The following is a 21,288-nucleotide window of genomic DNA, read 5'->3' on the forward strand; positions in this document are numbered from 1 at the left end:
GGAAGCCGATGACCGAGCCGCGTGAGATCGCAGAACGACTCCTGGACGCCCAGGTCGAATACCTAGTCGGAGAAGTGAGCGGCGACCGGTTCGCCGAGGTGGTCGCCCGCGATGTGGAGGCCGTGCTCGGCGTCGCCGACACCATGGTCTTCCGTGAGGTCGTCGGGATCGACGATGCCAAGCAGACCGTCGCCACCGTGATAGACCTGATCGGCGGCAGCCCCGTGCTGCGGGACGTGGTGAGCGTCTTCGCCGACTCCATCTACGACAATATCGCCGAGAACAACGATTACACCCTCGGCGACGTGGTGGACCGCGAACCCGTCGAACAGCTGCTGGAGAAGATCTTCGGCATGCACCAGGCGCAGGAGCGGATTCTGGAGCGGCTCACCGAGAGTCCGCTCATCGCCACGGTGGCCTCGAAGTTCGTGGACAAGCTGATCAACGACTTCATGGAATCCAACCGCCAGATGGCCGGCAAGATCCCGGGCGTGGGATCGCTGGTGTCGCTGGGCACCTCGGCCGCCAAGCAGGCCCGCAGGGCCGCCGAGAAGGCCGCCGGCGACGGTACCTTCATCGGTGAAATGGCCGGTAAGGGTGCGCAATTCGCGCTGAAGCGCACCAACAACGCCATTCGTGAGATGTTGCGGGACGCGCCCGTGCACGACGCCGCCATGGAGTTCTGGGATCTGCACGCCGGGGAGCCGGTGAGCGGTCTGCGCGACTACCTCTCGCAGCAGGAACTGCGTGAACTGGCCGTGCTCATCTACCGGATCGCGCTCACCACCCGCGAGAAGGAGTACTTCGGCCTGCTCGTCGACGAGTGCGTGGACGTGTTCTTCACCAAGTACGGCGATCACACCCTCGCCGCCATGCTGCCCGAACTCGGACTCTCCGGCGAGGACATCGCCGGTGAGATCCTGCGCTACGGTCCGGCGGTCATCGAGCAGGCCAAGCGAAACGGTGTGCTGTCCAAGCTGATTCGCGAGCGGCTGGAGCCGTTCTTCCTCTCCGAGCAGGTGCTCGGCATCCTCGCCGACGCCTGACCGGGCGTGCGACAGCCCACAGTCGCGGCCGCGCTGTGAGGCCACACACGGACCGGAGCGCCCACGGCGCACCGGTCCGCCCCTCGGGCACAGTGGAAAGGAGCCCGAGGAGGAACACCATGGAACTGCCGATCACCGGCCGGAACCTGTGCGTACTGTCGACGGAGCCACTGCTCGCCCTCGGCGTGGGCGAGTACGAATTGCATATCGGGGGCGAACTGGCCGTCGAGACGGCCAACGGCGTCGAACACTTCGTCGTCGGCGACCCGTCCCGCGACAACGGTGACCTGGTGGTCCTGCTCGACGGTGTGATCACCTCGGCCACCGTGCCCGACTCCGGCGGTCTCCACCTCGCCCTCGACACCGGTCGCACGGTGGTGATCGAGCCGGACCGGTACTTCGAGGCATGGTCGGTCACCGGCCCGAACTACCTGGCCGTCTCCATGCCCGGCGGGGAGCTCGCGGTCTGGTCCTCGTGAACGCGAACCCCGCCGCGACAGGGATCGCGGGCGACCGCGGCCGAGACCGTGTGCTGCCTCTCGCGCCCCACCGGCGTCACCTCGCCCCGCGCCGAAGTCACCCGGCGGCGCGCGGAGCGGGGCGACCCGCCGTGGTCCGGTGTCCGGCGGTCGCCGGTGGATCGACCGGATCAGGCGCTGCGGTGCAGCACCGCGATCGGGAACCGTCGCGGGCTCAGCGCCTGGTAGGTGGCGAAGTTCGGATATCCGGCGACCAGGGTCCGCCAGTGCCGGTCGTACTCCGCCCGGTCCTCGACCAGGCGCACCGTGACCGGCCAGGTCTCCGGTCCGACCTGCACCTGCGCCGTACCCGCGGCCATGAGGTTCTTCCACCAGTTCGGCTCGCCCGGATTGCCGCCGTTGGAACCGCAGACCAGCAGGTCGTCGCCGTCACGGACGAGCATGAGCATGACCGGGCGGGGTTCGCCGGACTTGCGGCCGGGCACCGTCAGACGGAAGACCGGTTTGCCCTCGAGGGTGGTGAAACGGGTGCCGCCGAAGCGGCTGTAGAGCCTGCCGTGCAGCCGGGCGTAGAACCGCGCCACCCCGGCCAGGCGGGTGCTCGCGAAATGGTTGAACCGTCCGGTCAGCCGGAGCGGGACGTCGGATTGCCTGTCTGCCATACCTGTTCCTCGTGCCGGTGGCGATGACGAGTTCACCCTACCGACTGCTTGGTAGTTCGCCAGTGGACGGCATGATCGCCGGCGCGCCGACGCTGGTCGTCGCGCCGAATAGTCCTTGCCCGGCATCTGTGATCTTGGGATGGTGGGAGACGTGTTCACTGTGCCGCGCTACGGACAGGCATCGCTGTCCGATCTGTTCCCGTCACTACTGGCCGGGTTGGGGATTCCGGGGGAGACCGACCGGCTCGGACTGGGATTGGACGCGCGGCGCATCTGCGTGCTGCTGATCGACGGCCTGGGGGCCGAACAGCTGGCCGAACACGCCGATGTCGCGCCATTTCTGGCCAGCGCCGATCCGCGGAGCCTGACCGCCGGATTCCCGACCACGACCACCACCAGCCTGACGTCGCTGGGTGTCGGCGTGCCGCCGGGGGAGCACGGCCTGGTGGGATACCTGCTGCGGGTGCCCGGACACGATCGGCTGATGACGCCCCTGAAGTGGGGGCTGTTCGGAGCCGGACCGAAGGTGGATCTGCTGAAGGAACTGGTCCCGGAGCAGTTCCAGCCCCGGCCGACGGTCTTCGAGCGGGCAGCGGCCGCCGGGGTCTCGGTCACCCAGGTGGGGCCGATCTTCCAGGCGGGCTCGGGATTGACCCGAGCGGCGTTCCGCGGCAGCGACTTCCGCTTCGACGTGTCCATGGGTGATCTGGTGGACGGCGCGCTCACCGCATTGCGACAGGGCGACCGCTCCCTGGTCTACGCCTACCACGCCGACCTGGACACCACCGGCCATGTGCGCGGTCCGGGCTCGCGGGCGTGGAAGTTCGAGCTCGCCAATGTCGATCGCGCCGCGGCGGCCATCGCCGAGCGGCTGCCCGCCGACGCCGCGCTGCTGGTCACCGCCGACCACGGCATGGTGGAGGTCGACGAGCGCATCGACTTCGACACCGATCCGGCGCTCGCCGACGGCGTGGGGGAGTTGGGCGGTGAACCACGCGCCCGCCACGTCTACGCCCTCGACGGCGCGTCCTCCGACGTCGCCGCCGCGTGGACCGAACTCCTGGGCGACCGCTTCGAGGTGGTGCCGCGCGCCGATGCCGTCCAGCGCGGCTGGTTCGGTCCGGCCGTCACCTCGGAAAGTCTGGACCGCATCGGCGATCTGGTCGTGGTGGCCCGGCAGCGCGGGGGCATCGTCCGGTCGGCCGTCGAACCGCTGCAATCCGGCATGGTCGGTCATCACGGCTCGCTGACCTCGGCCGAAATGCACGTTCCGCTGCTGGTGTTCCAGCCCTGAACCGGCATCGCGGGCCGGATCGGACACCCACCCGTGAATGAGCTTGCACGTTCGTGCATAATCATCACATGGTGGATACCTCGGGTGGGCCCACGGTACGGGTCGCGGTAGCCGGTGCGAGCGGATACGCGGGCGGCGAAGTGTTGCGCCTGCTGCTCGGGCATCCAGCCTACCGAGCCGGGCGCCTCGAGATCGGGGCGCTGACCGCGGGGTCGAATGCCGGGACGGCGCTGGGCGAACTGCAACCGCATCTGCTGCCGCTGGCCGATCGGGTGCTCGCACCCACCACCGTCGACGAACTGGCGGGGCACGACATCGTCTTCCTGGGACTGCCGCACGGTCAGTCGGCGGCCATCGCGCGGCAGCTGCCGGAGTCGACCGTGATCATCGACTGCGGCGCGGACTTCCGGCTCACCGACGCGGCGGCGTGGGAGAAGTACTACGGCAGCCCGCACGCGGGCAGCTGGCCCTACGGACTGCCGGAACTGCCCGGCGGCCGGGACGCCCTGCGCGGGGCGCGGCGCATCGCGGTGCCGGGCTGCTACCCGACCGTGGCGAGTCTGGCGCTGGCCCCGGCCGCGGCCGCCGGCATCATCGAACCGAGCGTGCACGTGGTCGCGGTGACCGGCACCTCGGGAGCGGGGCGCAAACTCGATGTGGGCCTGCTCGGTTCCGAGGTGATGGGGTCCGCGCGGGCCTACAACATCGCGGGCGCGCACCGGCACACCCCGGAGATCGCGCAGAACCTGAAGGCGGCCGGGGGCGCCGATGTCACCGTCTCCTTCACCCCGATCCTCGCGCCCATGGCGCGCGGCATCCTCGCCACCTGCACGGCGCCGGTGCGGGTGGACGCCGCCCAGGCCCGCGCCGTGTACGAGAAAGCCTATGCCGACGAGCCTTTCGTGCACCTGCTGCCGGAAGGCCGCCTGCCGCAGACCGGTTCGGTGCTCGGCTCCAACGCCGTCACGCTCCAGGTCCAGGTGGACGCCGACGCCGGAGTGCTGGTGGTGGTCGGCGCGATCGACAACCTGACCAAGGGCACCGCGGGCGCCGCGGTGCAATCCATGAATCTGGCCGTCGGATTCGACGAGACCGCAGGACTTTCCACCGTAGGAGTGGCACCGTGACGACATTCGAGAACGGCAAGCTGGTCCGGACCCAGGGCGTCACCGCGCCGCTGGGCTTCCGTGCCGCCGGTATCGCCGCGGGCATCAAGGCCAGCGGCAAGCCGGATCTGGCGCTCGTCTTCAGCGAAGGTCCCGAATACGCGGCGGCGGGCGTGTTCACCCGCAACAAGGTGAAGGCCGCACCGGTGCTGTGGTCGCAGCAGGTGCTGACCGGCGGTCGGCTGCGCGCGGTCATCCTGAATTCCGGTGGCGCGAACGCGTGTACGGGTCCGGGGGGATTCCAGGACACCCACGCCACCGCCGAGGAACTCGCGAAAGCCCTGAGCAACTGGGGCACCGAGACCGGCGCGGGGGAGATCGCGGTCTGCTCGACGGGTCTCATCGGCGACCGGCTGCCCATGGACAAGCTGATTCCCGCGGTCACCGAGATCGTGCACGAGATGGGCGGCGGGCTCTCCGGCGGCGCGGAGGCCGCGCGGGCCATCATGACCACCGACACCGTGCCCAAGGAAGCCGCGTTCCACCACCGGGACAAGTGGAACGTGGGCGGGATGGCCAAGGGCGCGGGCATGCTCGCGCCGTCGCTGGCCACCATGCTGGTGGTGCTGACCACCGATGCCGTGGCCACCCCGGCCCAACTGGACGAGGCATTGCGCAAGGCCACCGGCCGCACCTTCGACCGGCTCGACGTGGACGGCTCCTGCTCCACCAACGACACCGTGCTGCTGCTGGCCAACGGCGCCAGCGAGGTCACGCCGACCCAGGCGGAACTCGACGCCGCCGTACTCGCGATCTGCGACGACCTGGCCACCCAGCTCATGGCCGACGCCGAAGGCGTCACCAAGCGGGTGCTCGTCACCGTGCGGGGAGCGGTGAGCGAGGAGGAGGCGCTGGTCGCAGCCCGTGTCATCGCCCGTGACAGCCTGGTCAAGACGGCGTTCTTCGGCTCGGACCCGAACTGGGGGCGGGTGCTGGCCGCCGTGGGCATCGCGCCGATCGAACTGGACCCCAACCTGATCTCGGTGTCCTTCAACGGTGCTCCGGTGTGCGTCGACGGCACCGGCGCTCCGGGAGCGCGCGAGGTGGACCTGTCCGGCGCGGACATCCACGTGGTCGTGGACCTCGGACTGGGCGCGGGTGAGGCCACCATCCGCACCACGGACCTCTCGCACGGATACGTCGAAGAGAACTCGGCCTACAGCTCATGAACCCACTGCACGAACAACTCTCGGCGCTGGACAAGGCGCACGTCCTCGCCGACGCGCTGCCCTGGCTACAGAAGTTCCACGACAAGATCGTGGTGATCAAGTACGGCGGCAACGCCATGGTCGACGACGAACTCAAACGCGCCTTCGCCGCCGATATGGCCTTCCTGCGCACCGTCGGCGTGCATCCGGTGGTGGTGCACGGCGGCGGCCCGCAGATCAGCGCCATGCTGACCAGACTCGGGCTGCGGGGCGAATTCCGGGGCGGCTTCCGGGTCACCACACCCGAGGTGATGGATGTGGTGCGCATGGTGCTCTTCGGACAGGTCGGCCGGGAACTGGTGGGACTCGTCAACGCCCACGGTCCGTACGCCGTCGGCATCTCCGGTGAGGACGCGCATCTGTTCACCGCCACCCGCCGCACCGTCGACGTGGACGGCATCGCCACCGATATCGGCCTGGTCGGCGATGTCACCTCGGTCAATCCCGACGCGGTGCTGGATCTCATCGGCGCGGGCCGGATTCCGGTGGTGTCCACCATCGCGCCCGACGCGAACGGCGTGGTGCACAACATCAATGCCGACACCGCCGCGGCGGCGCTGGCACAGGGCATCGGCGCGGAGAAACTCGTGGTGCTCACCGATGTCGAAGGGCTGTACACCGACTGGCCCGACCGGTCCTCGCTGACCACCCGGATCGATACCGCCGAACTCGAGAAGTTGCTGCCGCGACTCGATGCGGGCATGGTGCCCAAGATGGAAGCCTGCCTGCGGGCCGTACTCGGCGGTGTGCCGACCGCGCACGTGATCGACGGCCGGGTGCCGCATTCGGTGCTGCTGGAACTATTCACGGGGGAGGGCATCGGCACGATGGTCACCCCGGCTCAGGAGTATGTATGACCAACACAGCCGACCTGCAGCAGCGGTGGTCCACCGTGCTGATGAACAATTACGGCACCCCGAAGGTCGCGCTGGCGCGCGGCGCGGGCGCGGTGGTGTACGACGCCGACGGCAAACGCTATCTGGACTTCCTCGGCGGCATCGCCGTCAACAGTCTGGGGCACGCGCATCCGGCGATTCTGGAGGCGGTCACCCAGCAACTGGGCACCCTCGGCCACACCTCGAATCTGTATGCGAGCGAACCGGTCCTGGAACTCGCGGAACGGCTGCTCGCACACTTCGGAAACGGGCACGGCCGGGCGTTCTTCTGCAATTCCGGCACCGAGGCCAACGAGGCGGCGTTCAAGATCTCGCGGCTGACCGGCCGGACCAAGATAGTCGCCTGCGAGGAGGCGTTCCACGGACGCACCATGGGCGCACTTGCTCTGACGGGGCAGGTGTCGAAACGGGCTCCGTTCGAGCCCATGCCGCCCGGTGTGGTGCACGTGCCCTACGGCGACGCCGAGGCGCTCGCGGCCGCGGTGGACGATCGGACCGCGGCGGTGTTCATCGAACCCATCATGGGGGAGAGCGGGGTCGTGGTGCCCCCGGCCGACTATCTCGCGAGGGCCCGCGCCATCACCAAAGAGCATGGGGCGCTGCTGATCCTGGACGAGGTGCAGACCGGGATCGGGCGCACCGGCCACTTCTACGCGCATCAGGCCGCGGGCATCGTGCCCGATGTGATCACCCTGGCCAAGGGGCTCGGCGGCGGGCTGCCGATCGGCGCGGTGCTGGCGCAGGGCGAGGCGGCGGAACTGCTCACGCCGGGACTGCACGGCACCACCTTCGGCGGCAATCCGGTCTGTGCCGCGGCGGCGCTGGCGGTGCTGCGGACGATCGACGAGCAGGATCTGCTCACCCACGTGGAATCGCTCGGCAAGACGCTGATCGACGGCATCGACGCCCTCGACCACCCGCTGGTGGACCATGTGCGCGGGGCGGGGCTGCTGATCGGCATCCAGCTCACCGACGCGGTGTCGGCGCAGGTCGACGAGGCCGCCCGCGATGCGGGGTATCTGCTCAATCCCGCCAAACCGAACGTGATTCGGCTCGCGCCGCCGCTGGTGCTCACCGAAACCCAGGCCGACAACTTCCTGTCCGACCTGCCCGGCATTCTCGACGCCGCGCAGGCCAAGGCGAAGGGGACCCAACAGTGACCATCCGGCATTTCCTGCGCGACGACGACGTCACGCCCGCCGAACAGGCCGAAATCCTCGCTCTCGCCGCGGAACTGAAGCAGCATCCGCAGGGACGCAAGCCGCTGGCGGGGCCGCGCGGGGTGGCGGTGATGTTCGAGAAGAACTCCACCCGCACCCGGTTCTCCTTCGAGATGGGCATCGCACAGCTGGGCGGGCACGCCGTCGTGGTGGACGGCCGCGACACCCAGCTGGGCCGCGAGGAAACCCTCGCCGACACCGGGCGGGTGCTGTCGCGGTACGTGGAGACCATTGTCTGGCGCACCTTCGAACAGACCCGCCTGGACGAGATGGCCGCGGCCGCCACGGTTCCCGTCGTGAACGCGCTGTCCAACGAGTTCCACCCGTGCCAGGTGCTGGCGGACCTGCAGACGCTGCGGGAACGCAAGGGCGACCTGTCCGGGCGCAATCTCACCTATCTCGGCGACGGCGCGAACAATATGTCGCACTCGCTGCTGCTCGGCGGTGTCACGGCGGGACTGAACGTCACCATCGCCGCCCCGGAGGGTTTCGAACCGCTGCCGTGGATCGTCGAGCTGGCGCGGGCGCGCGCCGCCGAGACGGGGGCCAAGATCGCCCTGACCGATGACCCGCTGGCGGCGGCCGAGGGCGCGGACGCCCTGGTCACCGACACCTGGATGTCCATGGGCCAGGAGAACGACGGCCGCGACCGCGTCGCCCCGTTCCGCCCCTTCCAGGTGAACGCCGACCTGCTCTCCCGCGCCGCACCGGACGTGACGGTGCTGCACTGCCTGCCCGCGCATCGCGGGGAGGAGATCACCGACGAGGTGATCGACGGCCCGCACAGCGCGGTCTGGGACGAGGCGGAGAACCGCCTGCACGCCCAGAAAGCGCTGCTGGTCTGGCTGCTGGAGAAATTCGAGGCGGTGCGCGGTGAGCGGTGAGCGACGCTCGGCCGCACCCACCCGTTCGGGTGCGGCCATCGCGCGGACGCGCGCGGGCCGCCAGGCCCGCATCATCGCCATCCTGTCCCAGCACGAGGTGCGCAGCCAGACCGAACTGGCGACCCTGCTCGCGGCCGAAGGCATCGAAACGACCCAGGCCACGCTGTCCCGGGATCTCGACGAGCTCGGTGCGGTGAAACTGCGCGCCGCCGACGGTGGGGCCGGGGTGTACGTCGTTCCCGAGGACGGCAGTCCCGTGCGCGGCGTGACCGGCGGAACCGAGCGATTGTCGAAGCTCCTCGGCGACCTGCTGGTCTCCACCGACGCCAGCGGGAATATCGCCGTGCTGCGGACACCGCCGGGTGCGGCGCATTTCCTCGCCAGTGCGCTGGATCGGGCCGCACTGCCGGAGATCGTGGGCACGATCGCGGGGGACGACACCATCGCCGTCATCGCCCGGGAGCCGATGAGCGGGGCCGAATTGGCCGCCAAGATCGAGCAATTGGCCTGAAACCGTGGCCGATGCGGCGGTGCGCCTCGGGGTTCGATCTACGGTGGTCGCATGCCTCTGGAATACGACCGCTACACCATGGAGATCATCACCCAGACCGACCTCCTCCGCACCGCCATCGAGAACGCGGACCTGACCGCCCCCGTCCCGACCTGCCCGGACTGGAACCTCGGCCAGCTCGCTCGCCATGTCGGCGGCGGCCAGTGCTGGGCGGCCGCCGCCGTGCAGCGCCGGGTGCAGGAGCCGCTGCCGGAGGACGAGTTCCGGTTCCGGGAGCTGTCGGCTTTCGTCGACGAGAAGTCCGCCGATATCGATCCGTGGCTGGGTGAGACCTCGGCTCGGCTGTCCGGCGCCCTGGCCGCGGCGGGCGAGGGACTGCCGCTCTGGACTCCGGTGCCGGGCGTGCGGTCCAGCGATTTCTATGCGCGGCGATTCACCCATGAGGCACTCGTGCATCGCGCCGACGCCACGCTCGCGGTCGGTGCGGAGTTCACGGTGGAGCCGGATCTCGCGGCCGACGCCATCGACGAATGGCTGGAACTCTGCTCGTTGCCCGACCTGCCCGAGCAACGCCCGCGAGTGCGTGAACTGCTCGGCCCGGGCCGCACCCTGCACCTGCACGCCACCGACGTCGCGGAGGAGCTGGAAGCCGAATGGGTGATCGACCTGACCGGGGCGGGCATCACCTGGCGGCGGGCGCACGAGCGCTGCGCGGTGGCGGTGCGGGGGCCGCTGACCGAGCTGCTGCTCGTCATCCACCGGCGTCGCGCGCCGGAATCCGCCGCGATCGAGGTTCTCGGTGACGGTGAGTTGTTCACCGGCTGGCTCGATCGCGTCGCCTTCGGCTGAGCGGACCCCGGGCAACGGGCTACCCTGGACCGACATGGACCCCAACCTGTTGTCGGTGTACACCGGTCTGGCCGTCGGATTGGTCGTGGATACCCTCTACGGCGTCGTCGGTGGGCTTTCCTCCCTGCTACCCCGCTGACCGTGGCCGCCGAACTGTTCGATGATCTCGGTGCGCCGGTTCCGCTGCGGCGGCCGGTGCGGCGCGTGGTGTCCTTGGTCCCCTCCCTGACCGAGGCGATCGCGGTCACCCGCCCTGATCTCCTGGTGGGGGTCACCGACTGGTGCACGCATCCGCGTGATCTGGCGGTCGAGCGCGTCCGGGGGACCAAGAACCCGAATGTGCGCCGAATCGGCGCGATCGCACCGGATGTGGTGGTGTGCAATCAGGAGGAGAACCGGCGCATCGACGTCGAGCGGTTGCGGGACATGGGAATCCCGGTGTGGGTGACCAGGATTCGGACACTGGAGGAGGCATTCTCGTCCCTGGAACGGCTTTTCGCGCGCTTGCTCGACACCGGTGTCCCGGAATGGCTCGAGCGGGCGCGTGCGGAATGGTCCGCGCCGCCGCCGGAATCGCTGTGCGACGCGGTGATTCCGGTGTGGCGCGACCCGTGGATGGTGGTCGGCCGCGACACCTTCACCGGTGACCTCGCTCGGCGGCTGGGGCTGCGACTCGTGCACGCGGATCGGCCGGAGCGCTATCCGACCGTATCGGAGCGGGAGCTGACCGCCGGTGTCGAACTCGCCGTACTTCCGGACGAGCCGTACGTGTTCACCGAAACCGATGGGCCGGAGGCGTTTCCGGGTATCCGCGTCGCGCTGGTGGAGGGGCGCGCCCTCACCTGGTACGGCCCCTCGCTCGCCACGGCGCGACAGCGGCTCGACGAGCGGTTGGCGCAGGCGTTTCGGATCTGATCAGGCCCCGATGGCGCGGGCCAGATGCGGCCAGGAATCGTGCAGATCGGTTTGGAACTGGCCCCAGGTATGGGATCCGGCCGGGCGGTCCACGTGGATCGGGGCGATGCCCAGCCGATTCAGGTGATCGGCGTACGCTCCCGTGCACGAACTCGCGATGGCCTCGATGACGGGTGAGGGCAGGCCGTTGCGGTCGATGATTCCGGGCACACCGGACGCGGCCGACAGGTAGACGGTCTTGCCGCGCAATCGTTCCGCGTGCAGATACGGATCGTGCGCACGCCACACCTCGCCGCCGGGCGCACCCCACATATTCGCCGGGTTGCCGCCGCCGCGCAGCACCACCGCACCGGCCATGGCCACCCCGGCGGCGTCGGAGGTCCACGGGCAACCGCTGTAGGAGGCGACCGCGCTGTACCGATCACCGGCCTGAATGGCGAGGTCGATCGCCGAACCCGCGCTCATCGACACCCCGGCGATGGCATCGCGGCCGCTGGTGGCGAACCGTGCGTCGACCGCGGCGGGCAGTTCACGGGTCAGATAGGTCTGCCACTTGTTGCGCCCCGCGATCGGATCGTCGGCGATCCAGTCGGTGTAGAGGGTGAACGCGCCGCCGATCGGCATCACCACATTGACGTTCTTGTCGGCGAAGAACTCCCGCACATCGGTGTCGTCCCACCAGGAGATCCCGTCCTGCCCACCCCCGGCGCCGGTGAGCAGGTACAGCGTCGGCGCACCGGCATTCGCCGCCGGGATCACCCGATTGGAGACGACACGATCCATGGCGGGGGAGTACACGTCCAGCACCGTCGCCTCGGCCGGCGCGGCCGCGGCGGGCCGGACGGCGACGACGGTCGCGGCCACCGCGCACACCAGCAGCACCCAGATCTTCGAAGCGGTCATCATTCCGTTGTACCAACTACCGCCCAAGGCCGACGCCCACACCGTCGGTGGGCGGCTCACCGTCGAGGTGGAGTCCGATACCGTCGAATACGGCCGGGCGCGGGCGGTCGAGGTGCGGCGCGCCCCGTGGGGGGCGCTGCGGGTGGCGGCGGCGCGGCGGCTCGGAGTCGCCGCGCGCTGAGTGTTCGGCACCCCGGTTATGAATGGGCTTGCATCGTCGTGCATAATCATTTGCAGGACGACGGAGCGGGCCGCGGCGCAGGGAGCCGGAGGCGAACGCGGCCGGTCGGTACAGACTCATACGCACTAATCGAGGAGCACACGGACTATGACCAAGCGCGTCGTACTCGCCTACTCGGGCGGGCTGGATACCTCCGTTGCCATCAGCTGGATCGGCAAGGAGACCGGTGCCGAGGTGATCGCGGTCGCGATCGACCTGGGTCAGGGCGGCGAGGACATGAACGATGTGCGCCAGCGCGCCCTCGACTGCGGCGCGGTCGAGTCCATCGTGGTCGACGCGCGTGACGAGTTCGCCACCGAGTACTGCCTGCCGACCATCCAGGCCAACGCCCTCTACATGGGCCGCTACCCGCTGGTCTCGGCCATCTCCCGGCCGCTCATCGTCAAGCACCTGGTCGAGGCCGCCGAGTACCACGGCGCGGACACCGTCTCGCACGGCTGCACCGGCAAGGGCAACGACCAGGTGCGCTTCGAGGTCGGCATCGGCGCGCTCGCCCCCGATCTGAAGGTCATCGCGCCGGTCCGCGACTACGCCTGGACCCGCGAGAAGGCCATCGAGTTCGCCGGTGAGAACAACCTGCCGATCAACGTGTCCAAGAAGTCGCCGTTCTCCATCGACCAGAACCTGTGGGGCCGCGCCGTCGAGACCGGCTTCCTCGAGGACCTGTGGAACGCCCCCACCAAGGACGTCTACGACTACACCGTCGACCCGACCGTCAACTTCGAGGCCCCCGACGAACTCATCGTCACCTTCCACCGGGGCGTCCCGGTGGCCATCGACGGCCGCCCGGTCACCATGCTCGAGGCCATCACCGAACTGAACAAGCGGGCGGGCCGCCAGGGCGTCGGCCGCCTGGACATGGTCGAGGACCGCCTCGTCGGCATCAAGAGCCGCGAGATCTACGAGGCCCCCGGCGCCATCGCCCTCATCACCGCCCACCAGGAGATCGAAGCCGTCACCATCGAGCGCGAGCTTGGCCGCTACAAGCGCCAGGTCGAGCAGCGCTGGGGCGAGCTGGTCTACGACGGCCTCTGGTACTCCCCGCTCAAGCGCGCCCTGGACGCCTTCGTCGCCGAAACCCAGCAGCACGTCTCCGGCGACGTCCGCATGGTCCTGCACGGCGGCAATGTCACCGTCAACGGCCGCCGCTCCGAAGAATCCCTCTACGACTTCAACCTCGCCACCTACGACGAGGGCGACACCTTCGACCAGTCCCTCGCCAAGGGCTTCGTTCAGATCCACGGCCTCTCCTCCAAGGTCGCCGCCCGCCGCGACCTCGGCAAGAAGTAGCCTCGAAACAGCCCACGATGGCCGTGGCCGCATTCGCGGACGCGGCCATCGCTGCTATCGACCCCGTCCATCCATCACCGCTATCCGACCCGGAGGAGACAACTAACGATGACCGAGCAGCACGGCACCAATGAGGGCGCGCTCTGGGGTGGGCGGTTCGCGTCGGGACCGGCGGCGGCTATGGCGGCGTTGAGCAAGTCGACGCATTTCGATTGGGCGTTGGCTCCTTACGATGTGCGGGCGTCGAAGGCGCACGCGCGGGTGTTGCACAAGGCCGGGCTGCTGTCCGACGCGGATCTGTCGGGGATGCTCGCGGGGCTGGATCGGCTGGCGGCCGATGTGGAGTCGGGGGCGTTCGGGCCGTCGGAGTCCGACGAGGATGTGCACGGGGCGCTGGAGCGGGGGCTGATCGAGCGGGTCGGGGCCGAGCTCGGGGGGCGGCTGCGGGCGGGGCGGTCGCGCAACGACCAGGTCGCCACGCTGTTTCGGATGTGGCTGCGGGATGCGGTGCGGCGCATCGCCTTCGGGGTGCTCGAGGTGGTGGACGCGCTCGTCGCGCAGGCCGCCGCGCATCCGGACGCCGTGATGCCGGGCAAGACGCATCTGCAGGCCGCGCAGCCGGTGCTGCTGGCGCATCATCTGCTGGCGCACGCGCATCCGCTGCTGCGCGATATCGAGCGGCTGCGTGACTTCGACAAGCGGGCGGCGGTGTCGCCGTACGGATCCGGGGCGCTCGCCGGGTCCTCGCTGGGGCTGGACCCGGAAGCCATTGCCGCCGAACTGGATTTCGACGCCGCCGCGGCCAACTCCATCGATGCCACCTCCGCCCGGGATTTCGCGGCCGAGGCCGCGTTCGTGCTCGCCATGATCGCGGTGGACCTGTCCCGGATGGCCGAAGAGGTGATCATCTGGAGCACACCGGAATTCGGCTACATCACGCTGGCTGACGCCTGGTCCACCGGATCGTCCATCATGCCGCAGAAGAAGAACCCGGACGTCTCGGAGCTGACCCGCGGCAAGGCGGGCCGCCTCATCGGCAACCTCACCGGCCTGCTGGCCACGCTCAAGGCGCAACCACTGGCCTACAACCGGGACCTCCAGGAAGACAAGGAACCCGTCTTCGATTCGGTGGCGCAGCTGGAACTGCTGCTGCCCGCCATCGCGGGACTGGTGTCCACCCTCACCTTCCACACCGACCGCATGGCCGAACTGGCCCCGGCCGGATTCACCCTCGCCACCGATATCGCCGAATGGCTGGTCCGCCAAGGCGTTCCGTTCCGCGTCGCCCACGAGGCCGCCGGTGCCTGCGTGCGCGCCGCGGAGGCACGCGGCGTGGGCCTGGACGAGCTCACCGACGCCGAGTTCGCCGCCGTCGACCCGGCGCTCACCCCCGCCGTGCGCGAGGTGCTGACCGTGCAGGGCTCCATCGCCTCCCGCAACGCCCGCGGTGGCACCGCCGGTGTGCAGGTCGCCGCGCAACTCGACGAGGTGCGCGCCACCGCCGCCTCCCACCGCGACTGGCTGAGCTGAGCGACCGGACCCGCGCGGCCCGACCTCGGTGCGCGACAAGCGCACCGGGCCGTCCGCGGCGGTGCCCGCGGACGGCCCGGATACGCTCCCCGGCATGACTCTGCTGTTCCTGGCGCTGGCCATCGCCTCCGAGGTGACCGCCACGGTGTCGCTGAAGTTGTCGGAGGGATTCACCAAGCCCGTCCCGTCGACCATCGTGGTCATCGGCTACGGCGCGGCGTTCTACTGCCTGTCGCAGGCGCTGAAGCGCGGGATGCCGGTCGGCGTGGCCTACGGCATCTGGGCGGCGGTGGGGGTGGTGGCCGTGGCGGTCATCGGCGCGCTGTTCCTGAACGAGAAGCTCACCCTGATACAGGTCGGCGGCATCGGGCTGGTGATCGCGGGCGTGCTGGCGCTGGAACTCGGCGGTTCGCACTGAGGGTGGACATTCGCCGGCCGGTGACCACCCGCCATCGCGACGGCGATGTTCAGTCCTGTACGCGCACCGCGTATCCCGCGTCGGCCAGCGCCTGGAGTACATCGTCACGGTGCGCCGCGCCGCGCGTCTCGAGCGTCAGCGCCACCTCCACCTCGTCCACCGCGAGCCACGCCCCCGTACGGGAGTGCACCACATCCAGCACGCTGGCACCGGTGCGGCCGACCTCACCCAGCAGCGCGCCGAGGCTGCCGGGGCGATCCGAGATCGTCACCCGCAGCGCGAGATAGCGGCCCGCGGCGCTGAGACCGTGCCCGACCACGCGGGTGAGCAGCAGCGGGTCGACATTCCCGCCGGACAGCACCGCGCAGACCGGCCCCCGCAACGCGAGTTCCTCGGGCAGACAGGTCATCAGCGCCGCCACCGCCGCCGCACCGGCCGGTTCCACGAGCAGCTTGGCCCGCTCCAGGCAGAGCAGCAGGGCACGCGACAGCGCGTCCTCGTCCACCGTGACGATGGTCGTCCCCTGCTCGGCGACATGGGCGAACGGCACCGCCCCCGGCAGGCCCACCGCGATACCGTCGGCCATGGTGGTCATGCGGTCCAGCGGCACCGGGCGGCCCACCGCGAGTGAACCCGGCCAGGCGGCGGCATCGGCGGCCTGCACCCCGATCACCCGGACCTGCGGGGCGAGGTGGCGCAGCGCCACCGCGATCCCCGCCAGCAGTCCGCCGCCACCGGTCGGCACCACCACGGTGCCCACGTCCGGCAGCTGGTCCAGGATCTCCAGCGCCACCGTCGCCTGCCCGGCGACGATATCGGGGTGGTCGAACGGGTGGATCAGGGTGGCCCCGGTCTGCCCGGCGAAATCCAGTGCGGCCGTGAGGGCCTCGTCGATGGTTTCGCCGACCTGATGCACGGTCGCCCCGTATGCCTTGGTGGCCACCAGTTTCGGCAGCGAAGCCCCGATGGGCATGAAGACGGTGGATTCGATGCCGAGCGAGCTGGCCGCCCAGGCGACACCCTGGGCGTGATTGCCCGCGCTGGCCGCCACCACGCCGCGGGCTCGCTCGGCCTCCGGCAGATTGGCGATGCGGTTGTACGCTCCGCGCGGTTTGAACGACCCGGTGCGCTGGAGGTTCTCGCATTTCAGCCGCACCTCCATTCCGGTGCGCTCCGACAGCACCCGCGACGCCACCAGCGGCGTCCGGCGCACCACGGGGGCGAGGAGTTTCGCCGCTTCGTCGATACGTTCCACGCTGACCAGATCCATGGCCGCCATGCTGCCAGCCGGGTGTGGCCTGTGCCGCGCCGGGCACCGATGTCCGCCACGGCCACCACTTGTTTGCTGAATAGTCGCGATATCAAGTACGCGCGGTGAAGAATAGGGCAATTGGTCCTTGTGATCGAACCGACAAAATGTGCACGGCGAATTGTATTTGAGCGCACACGCGCTGAATGCGCTTTCTCCTGTCCGAATTACGTACGGTGTAGCCATGCAGCTTTCCCGGTTCACCGATCTCGGACTCCGGGCGATGATGCGCCTCGCGGTCAGCGGCGAAGCCGATACCCGTGTGACAGCGAAACTGGTTGCGAGACAAGTCAATGCCTCGGATCATTACGTCGCCAAGGCCGTCTCGCGACTCGCCGAACTCGGCTTCGTCGCCTCTCATCGCGGGCGCTCCGGCGGCATATTCCTCACCGACGAAGGACGCGCCGCGACCGTCGGCGCGATAGTCCGCGGGCTCGAGGGAGATGCCGAAGTCGTCGAATGCCTCGGCGAACATCCCTGCCCATTGGCGAGCAATTGCCGTTTGCGGCATGTTCTCCGGAATGCGCAGGAGGCGTTCTATCGGGAGCTCGACCACTACACGCTCGCCGACCTGGTGACCGCGCGGACCGTCGAACTGCTGCATCTGTCGGCCACCCCGGCAGTCGACTGAACAGCACGAGGAGACATCATGACGACCGCAATGGATCCGGCCCTGGACGTCGTTCCGGAACTGGAACCCGAACACGCGGCGGTGATCCGGGCGACCCTGCCGCTGGTGGGCGCCCGGATCGACGACATCACCACACTCTTCTACCGCACGATGTTCACCGCCCACCCGGAACTCCTCCGCGACCGCTTCAACCGGGGCAACCAGGCCCAGGGCGCGCAGCAGCGCGCCCTGGCCGCCGCCATCGCCACCTACGCCACCCACCTGGTGAATCCGGACCTGCCGCATCCGCGCGACCTGTTCTCCCGCATCGGGCACAAGCACGCCTCCCTCGGCGTCACCGCCGGCGAGTACGCGATCGTGCACGAGCATCTGTTCGCCGCCATTGTCGAGGTGCTGGGCGCGGATGTGGTGACGGCCGAGGTGGCCGCGGCCTGGGATCGCGTGTACTGGCTGATGGCCGGCACCCTCATCGACTTCGAGCAGGGGCTGTACCGGGCCGCCGGAGTGGCGGCGGGCGATGTCTTCCGCTGGGTCCGCGTGGTCGACCGGGTCGAGGATGCCTCGGGTGTGGTCACTTTCATTGTCGAAGCCGAGGACCCGGCCCGGCCGCTGCCCGATTTCCGGCCCGGACAATATATTTCGGTCGGGGCGGCGCTCGCCGACGGCGCTCGACAGCTGCGCCAGTACAGCCTGGTCAATGCGCCCGGCGCGGGCAGACTGGCGTTCACCGTGCGCCGGGTGGCGGCCGAGCGGGCGACACCCGAGGGCGAGGTGTCGTCGTGGCTGCATCGCAATGCCGTGGCGGGGACCCGCCTGGAGATCACGCTGCCGTTCGGCGACCTCACCCTCGACACCGCGGCCAGCACGCCGGTGGTGCTCATCTCCGCCGGGGTCGGCGTCACGCCCATGGTCGGCATGCTGGAGTATCTGGCCGCCACGGGGTCGGCCCGGCGCACCGTGGTGCTGCACTGCGATCGCTCGGCCGCCGCACATCCGCTGCGCGTCCGCGTCCGCGCACTCACCGCCGACCTGCGCGATGCCGACTACCGCACCTGGTATCAGGACGAGGGGCAGACCTTCGATCCGGCGGGGATGGAACTGCCCGCCGATGCGGACTACTACCTCTGCGGCGGCACCGGATTCCTGCGGGCGGTGCGCGCACAGTTGCTGGCGGCCGGAATTCCCTCCGACCGCGTGCATTTCGAGTTGTTCGCCCCCAACGACTGGCTGCTGGACGCGTAGCCGGACGACCGTCGCCGCATCGGAAACGACGATCCGACGGTGAATCCACGGCATGGGTGCTGACCTGCGTTAATGTCCGCACCCGTGTGGAGATCCGGGACAGTTCTCGCGATACTGCCGTGCGCGCTAGCGCTCGCGGCTCCCACGGCGGCGGTGCCGACTGGTGACTTGGTGGCGGTGCCGCTGGCTTCCACGGCGGTGCCGCCCGCGCCCGCGCCGCCGGTGGTGGGCGGCTGTGCCGACGGTGACTTCCGGTGGACGGCGGTGCACGGCGGCATCGATATGACGCCGAAACCGATGACCTTCACCTCGGTCGGATCGCTGCGGGACTGCGTCGGGTGGCCCGGTATCACCGGCGGCACCTTCACCGGGGTGCACGAGGCGTGGTCGGACTGCATGCGCCCCGCCGACGGCCCGATCACCGTCGAGATCGTCTGGTCCTCCGGTGCGGTGAGCACGGTGTCGGGGTCGTGGCCGGTGACCATGGCCCAGCCGAGCGTGGGTGAGTTGGAGATCGTCGCAGGTCTGGGCGCGGGCGGCCGGGTCCGGATCACGGCGGGCTACGAGATGATGACTCCGGAGATGATCATGGGCTGTCTGGGGCCCGGGGTGCGGACCGGCGTCGGCTGGGTGCGCGCCGCCATGCTCGAGTGACGTTGTGCGGCCGATACGTGCCTGTCGGCCCGGGATGGGCGCACGGCACGACGGTGTGCCCGCCGCTGCCGGGCCCACCGACGCCGCGCCACGGCCGCGCCGAAGGCGGCTCTCGGTGAGGTGAGCTCGCCGCGGGCGCTGCGCCGCCTGCCGTCACCGAAAGTCTGCGCTCGCCCGCGGCGGTAGCCGGGTTCGGTGCCTGCCCGTGGTGTCAGCCGGGTTCGGTGTCTGCCCGTGGTGTCAGCCGGGTTCGGTGTCTGCCCGTGGTGTCAGCTGGATTCCGTGCGTGCCTGCGATGTCAGCTGGATTTCGTGGCCGCCCGTGGTGTCAGCCGGATTCCGTCCCCGTTCGCGGTGTCAGCCGATTTCCGTCGCCGCTCGTGGCGGAAGCGGATTCGGCTGACGGGTGGCCTACCCCCGCGCTCGGAACGCGTGGTCCGCGATGTCCAGCACCCGCGCCAGCCACGGGGTGTGGGTCTCGGGGGAGTGGGCGAGCGCGGTGCGGAGACGGTCCGGGCGCAGCCAGGCGAGGTTCTCCACCTCGTCCGGATTCGGTTGCGGCGCAAAGCCGTCGAGTCGGCCGATGAGCACGTGGTCGTACTCGTATTCGACGCGCCCGGTTCCAGGGTCGGTCGCCTGATAGGTGAAGGTGCCCACCTCGGTGAGATCTGCCGCCACCCCCAGCTCCTCGTGCAACCGCACCGCCGCCGCCTCGACCACCGGCTGCCCGGGGGCGGGGTGGCCGCAGCAGCTATTGGTCCACAGCAGCGGGAAGCGGGTCTTCACCGCGGCCCGCTGCTGCACGAGCATCCGCCCGGAGGCGTCGAAGAGCATGACCGAGAACGCACGGTGCAGTCGTCCCGGTGCGGTATGCGCCTCCGCCACGGGGCAGGCCCCGATCGCCCGGCCGTGCTCGTCGACGAGTTCGACGGGCAGGGCTTCGCGATCGGTGGCCGCGCCGAGGCCGGGGGATTCGAGGGTCACCTACCCACCTTATCGGCGGCGATCAGCAGGTACTGGAAGCTGCCGTCCCGGTAGGCGGTGAGGAACGGCTTCTCCACCCCGGTGGCCAGCTCCGAATGGGTGCGCAGATCCCAGTACGGAATGGTGGCGGGCGTGAGGTCGGTGACCGCGATGGGCACCAGATTGTTGGCGGCGAGCGCCTTGAAGTACTCGCTGCGGGGATGGATATTGCACCCGTAGTGGGCGTCGATCCAGCTCACCGAGGCCGAGCGCCCGCCGGTCACATCGTTGGAGCAGCCGGTGATCACCACATAGCGCCCGCCGGGTTCGAGCAGCCGCGCGAATTCCGCGAACAGCTCGAACAGGTCCACGTACATGGTGGTCTCATTGGTCCAGATACCGCGCATGGACCCGGCCTCGAAGCCGGTGTGCAGCATATTGGCGAAGTGGAATCGCACCTTGTCGGCGACGCCGCGCTCGCGCGCCTGGTCATTGGCGAATCCGGCCTGGTACTCGGAGATCGTCACCCCGTCCACGGTGCAGCCGAAGCGCTGATTGGCCATGAAGCTGGTGCCGCCCCGCCCGGATCCGCCGTCCATGAGCCGGTCGCCGGGCCGCACGTCGCCGAGGTGGTCGAGCAGTAGATCGGCCTGCGCCGTCTCGAGCCGGTGCAGTTCCCGGACGAGGCGTTCCTGACGGGTCTCCTCGGGCCCCTCGATGACCGACCAGTCCGGCTCGCCGACCCCGTAGTGGTGGTGGTACAGCCCGTCGACCTCGCCGAGCTTGGTGTTCACCCGATCGTCATTGGGGTTGTTGTTCCAGTAGGCGGCGACCGACCGCTGGAAATCGGTGCGCAGGACCGGGCTGTCCTCGGCGTCGTGATGGAGCATGGTCATGGCAGATCATCCTCTCGGTGGAAACTGCGTGCGCTGGGCGCACGGGGAGGACGCGTCCGCCGCCTGGGCGGACGCGCTGTCG

Annotated in this window: 23 protein-coding genes; 18 read left to right on the forward strand and 5 right to left on the reverse strand. The window is 69.6% G+C overall.

The features are described from left to right. The first annotated feature begins 8 nt into the window (after positions 1 to 8). Positions 9 to 1,046 (forward strand): hypothetical protein, encoded by a 1,038-nt coding sequence (locus QMO76_RS03090; RefSeq protein WP_306359584.1) that lies wholly within the window; start codon positions 9 to 11, stop codon positions 1,044 to 1,046. A 119-nt stretch (positions 1,047 to 1,165) separates the two neighbouring features. Further along, the gene (locus QMO76_RS03095; protein ID WP_306359585.1) at positions 1,166 to 1,525 is read left to right on the forward strand and encodes a DUF6188 family protein; all 360 of its coding nucleotides are present in this window, start codon (positions 1,166 to 1,168) and stop codon (positions 1,523 to 1,525) included. A gap of 170 nt (positions 1,526 to 1,695) precedes the next feature. On the opposite strand, the gene QMO76_RS03100 is transcribed toward QMO76_RS03095, so the two are convergent. Then, the gene (locus QMO76_RS03100) at positions 1,696 to 2,187 is read right to left on the reverse strand and encodes a nitroreductase/quinone reductase family protein (RefSeq protein WP_306359586.1); all 492 of its coding nucleotides are present in this window, start codon (positions 2,185 to 2,187) and stop codon (positions 1,696 to 1,698) included. Positions 2,188 to 2,338: 151 nt separating this feature from the next. Here QMO76_RS03100 and QMO76_RS03105 point away from each other — a divergent pair, with 151 nt between their 5' ends. From QMO76_RS03105 to QMO76_RS03145, 9 genes are all read left to right on the forward strand, one after another. Further along, entirely contained in the window at positions 2,339 to 3,481 is a 1,143-nt protein-coding gene (locus QMO76_RS03105; protein ID WP_306359587.1) for an alkaline phosphatase family protein, read from the forward strand. A gap of 68 nt (positions 3,482 to 3,549) precedes the next feature. Further along, the gene (gene argC / locus QMO76_RS03110) at positions 3,550 to 4,608 is read left to right on the forward strand and encodes an N-acetyl-gamma-glutamyl-phosphate reductase (RefSeq protein WP_306359588.1); all 1,059 of its coding nucleotides are present in this window, start codon (positions 3,550 to 3,552) and stop codon (positions 4,606 to 4,608) included. Then, positions 4,605 to 5,816, forward strand: a complete 1,212-nt coding sequence (gene argJ, locus QMO76_RS03115; RefSeq protein ID WP_306359589.1) for a bifunctional glutamate N-acetyltransferase/amino-acid acetyltransferase ArgJ — start codon at positions 4,605 to 4,607, stop codon at positions 5,814 to 5,816. Before argC ends, argJ begins: the two co-directional genes overlap by 4 nt. After that, on the forward strand, positions 5,813 to 6,712 hold the full coding sequence (argB, locus tag QMO76_RS03120; protein WP_306359590.1) for an acetylglutamate kinase: 900 nt from the start codon (positions 5,813 to 5,815) through the stop codon (positions 6,710 to 6,712). Before argJ ends, argB begins: the two co-directional genes overlap by 4 nt. Next, positions 6,709 to 7,911 carry an acetylornithine transaminase gene (locus QMO76_RS03125; protein ID WP_306359591.1) on the forward strand — a complete coding sequence of 401 codons (1,203 nt, stop codon included), beginning with the start codon at positions 6,709 to 6,711 and terminating at the stop codon, positions 7,909 to 7,911. The genes argB and QMO76_RS03125 overlap by 4 nt, the downstream gene beginning before the upstream one ends. Next, positions 7,908 to 8,855 carry an ornithine carbamoyltransferase gene (argF, locus tag QMO76_RS03130; protein WP_306359592.1) on the forward strand — a complete coding sequence of 316 codons (948 nt, stop codon included), beginning with the start codon at positions 7,908 to 7,910 and terminating at the stop codon, positions 8,853 to 8,855. The genes QMO76_RS03125 and argF overlap by 4 nt, the downstream gene beginning before the upstream one ends. Continuing rightward, a complete protein-coding gene (locus tag QMO76_RS03135; protein WP_051037122.1) occupies positions 8,845 to 9,366 on the forward strand; it encodes an arginine repressor in 522 nt (173 codons plus the stop codon). The genes argF and QMO76_RS03135 overlap by 11 nt, the downstream gene beginning before the upstream one ends. Before the next feature lie 51 nt (positions 9,367 to 9,417). Next, the gene (locus QMO76_RS03140; RefSeq protein WP_306359593.1) at positions 9,418 to 10,215 is read left to right on the forward strand and encodes a maleylpyruvate isomerase family mycothiol-dependent enzyme; all 798 of its coding nucleotides are present in this window, start codon (positions 9,418 to 9,420) and stop codon (positions 10,213 to 10,215) included. Positions 10,216 to 10,356: 141 nt separating this feature from the next. Further along, positions 10,357 to 11,130 carry a helical backbone metal receptor gene (locus tag QMO76_RS03145; protein ID WP_306359594.1) on the forward strand — a complete coding sequence of 258 codons (774 nt, stop codon included), beginning with the start codon at positions 10,357 to 10,359 and terminating at the stop codon, positions 11,128 to 11,130. Here the strand turns inward: QMO76_RS03145 and QMO76_RS03150 are convergent, their stop codons facing one another. Beyond that, positions 11,131 to 12,033: an alpha/beta hydrolase family protein gene (locus QMO76_RS03150; RefSeq protein ID WP_306359595.1), complete on the reverse strand. Its 903-nt coding sequence runs from the start codon at positions 12,031 to 12,033 to the stop codon at positions 11,131 to 11,133. Between the two features lie 7 nt (positions 12,034 to 12,040). On the opposite strand from QMO76_RS03150, the gene QMO76_RS03155 reads away from it, so the two are divergent. The 4 genes from QMO76_RS03155 (at position 12,041) to QMO76_RS03170 (ending at position 15,512) form a co-directional block, all read left to right on the forward strand. Continuing rightward, positions 12,041 to 12,214: a hypothetical protein gene (locus QMO76_RS03155; protein ID WP_306359596.1), complete on the forward strand. Its 174-nt coding sequence runs from the start codon at positions 12,041 to 12,043 to the stop codon at positions 12,212 to 12,214. A 147-nt stretch (positions 12,215 to 12,361) separates the two neighbouring features. Continuing rightward, on the forward strand, positions 12,362 to 13,564 hold the full coding sequence (locus QMO76_RS03160) for an argininosuccinate synthase (RefSeq protein ID WP_306359597.1): 1,203 nt from the start codon (positions 12,362 to 12,364) through the stop codon (positions 13,562 to 13,564). Positions 13,565 to 13,672: 108 nt separating this feature from the next. Further along, on the forward strand, positions 13,673 to 15,094 hold the full coding sequence (gene argH / locus QMO76_RS03165; protein WP_306359598.1) for an argininosuccinate lyase: 1,422 nt from the start codon (positions 13,673 to 13,675) through the stop codon (positions 15,092 to 15,094). A gap of 94 nt (positions 15,095 to 15,188) precedes the next feature. Next, positions 15,189 to 15,512: a multidrug efflux SMR transporter gene (locus tag QMO76_RS03170; RefSeq protein ID WP_306359599.1), complete on the forward strand. Its 324-nt coding sequence runs from the start codon at positions 15,189 to 15,191 to the stop codon at positions 15,510 to 15,512. 49 nt (positions 15,513 to 15,561) lie between these two features. On the opposite strand, the gene ilvA is transcribed toward QMO76_RS03170, so the two are convergent. Further along, complete coding sequence (gene ilvA, locus QMO76_RS03175) at positions 15,562 to 16,791, reverse strand: threonine ammonia-lyase (protein WP_306359600.1); 1,230 nt, start codon at positions 16,789 to 16,791, stop codon at positions 15,562 to 15,564. Positions 16,792 to 17,005: 214 nt separating this feature from the next. Here ilvA and QMO76_RS03180 point away from each other — a divergent pair, with 214 nt between their 5' ends. The 3 genes from QMO76_RS03180 to QMO76_RS03190 all read left to right on the forward strand — a co-directional run bounded on the left by QMO76_RS03180 (position 17,006) and on the right by QMO76_RS03190 (position 19,348). Next, positions 17,006 to 17,452 (forward strand): Rrf2 family transcriptional regulator, encoded by a 447-nt coding sequence (locus QMO76_RS03180; protein ID WP_306359669.1) that lies wholly within the window; start codon positions 17,006 to 17,008, stop codon positions 17,450 to 17,452. A gap of 18 nt (positions 17,453 to 17,470) precedes the next feature. Beyond that, positions 17,471 to 18,694, forward strand: a complete 1,224-nt coding sequence (locus tag QMO76_RS03185; RefSeq protein ID WP_306359601.1) for a globin domain-containing protein — start codon at positions 17,471 to 17,473, stop codon at positions 18,692 to 18,694. A 153-nt stretch (positions 18,695 to 18,847) separates the two neighbouring features. After that, on the forward strand, positions 18,848 to 19,348 hold the full coding sequence (locus QMO76_RS03190; protein WP_306359602.1) for a hypothetical protein: 501 nt from the start codon (positions 18,848 to 18,850) through the stop codon (positions 19,346 to 19,348). Positions 19,349 to 19,758: 410 nt separating this feature from the next. Here QMO76_RS03190 and idi read toward each other — a convergent pair whose 3' ends face one another. Continuing rightward, a complete protein-coding gene (gene idi, locus QMO76_RS03195; protein WP_306359603.1) occupies positions 19,759 to 20,331 on the reverse strand; it encodes an isopentenyl-diphosphate Delta-isomerase in 573 nt (190 codons plus the stop codon). Then, the gene (locus QMO76_RS03200) at positions 20,328 to 21,206 is read right to left on the reverse strand and encodes a geranyl diphosphate 2-C-methyltransferase (protein ID WP_306359604.1); all 879 of its coding nucleotides are present in this window, start codon (positions 21,204 to 21,206) and stop codon (positions 20,328 to 20,330) included. Before QMO76_RS03200 ends, idi begins: the two co-directional genes overlap by 4 nt. Between the last annotated feature and the right edge of the window lie 82 nt (positions 21,207 to 21,288).

Source organism: Nocardia sp. CC227C (assembly GCF_030767025.1).
In the GTDB taxonomy this organism is placed as follows: Bacteria; Actinomycetota; Actinomycetes; order Mycobacteriales; family Mycobacteriaceae; genus Nocardia.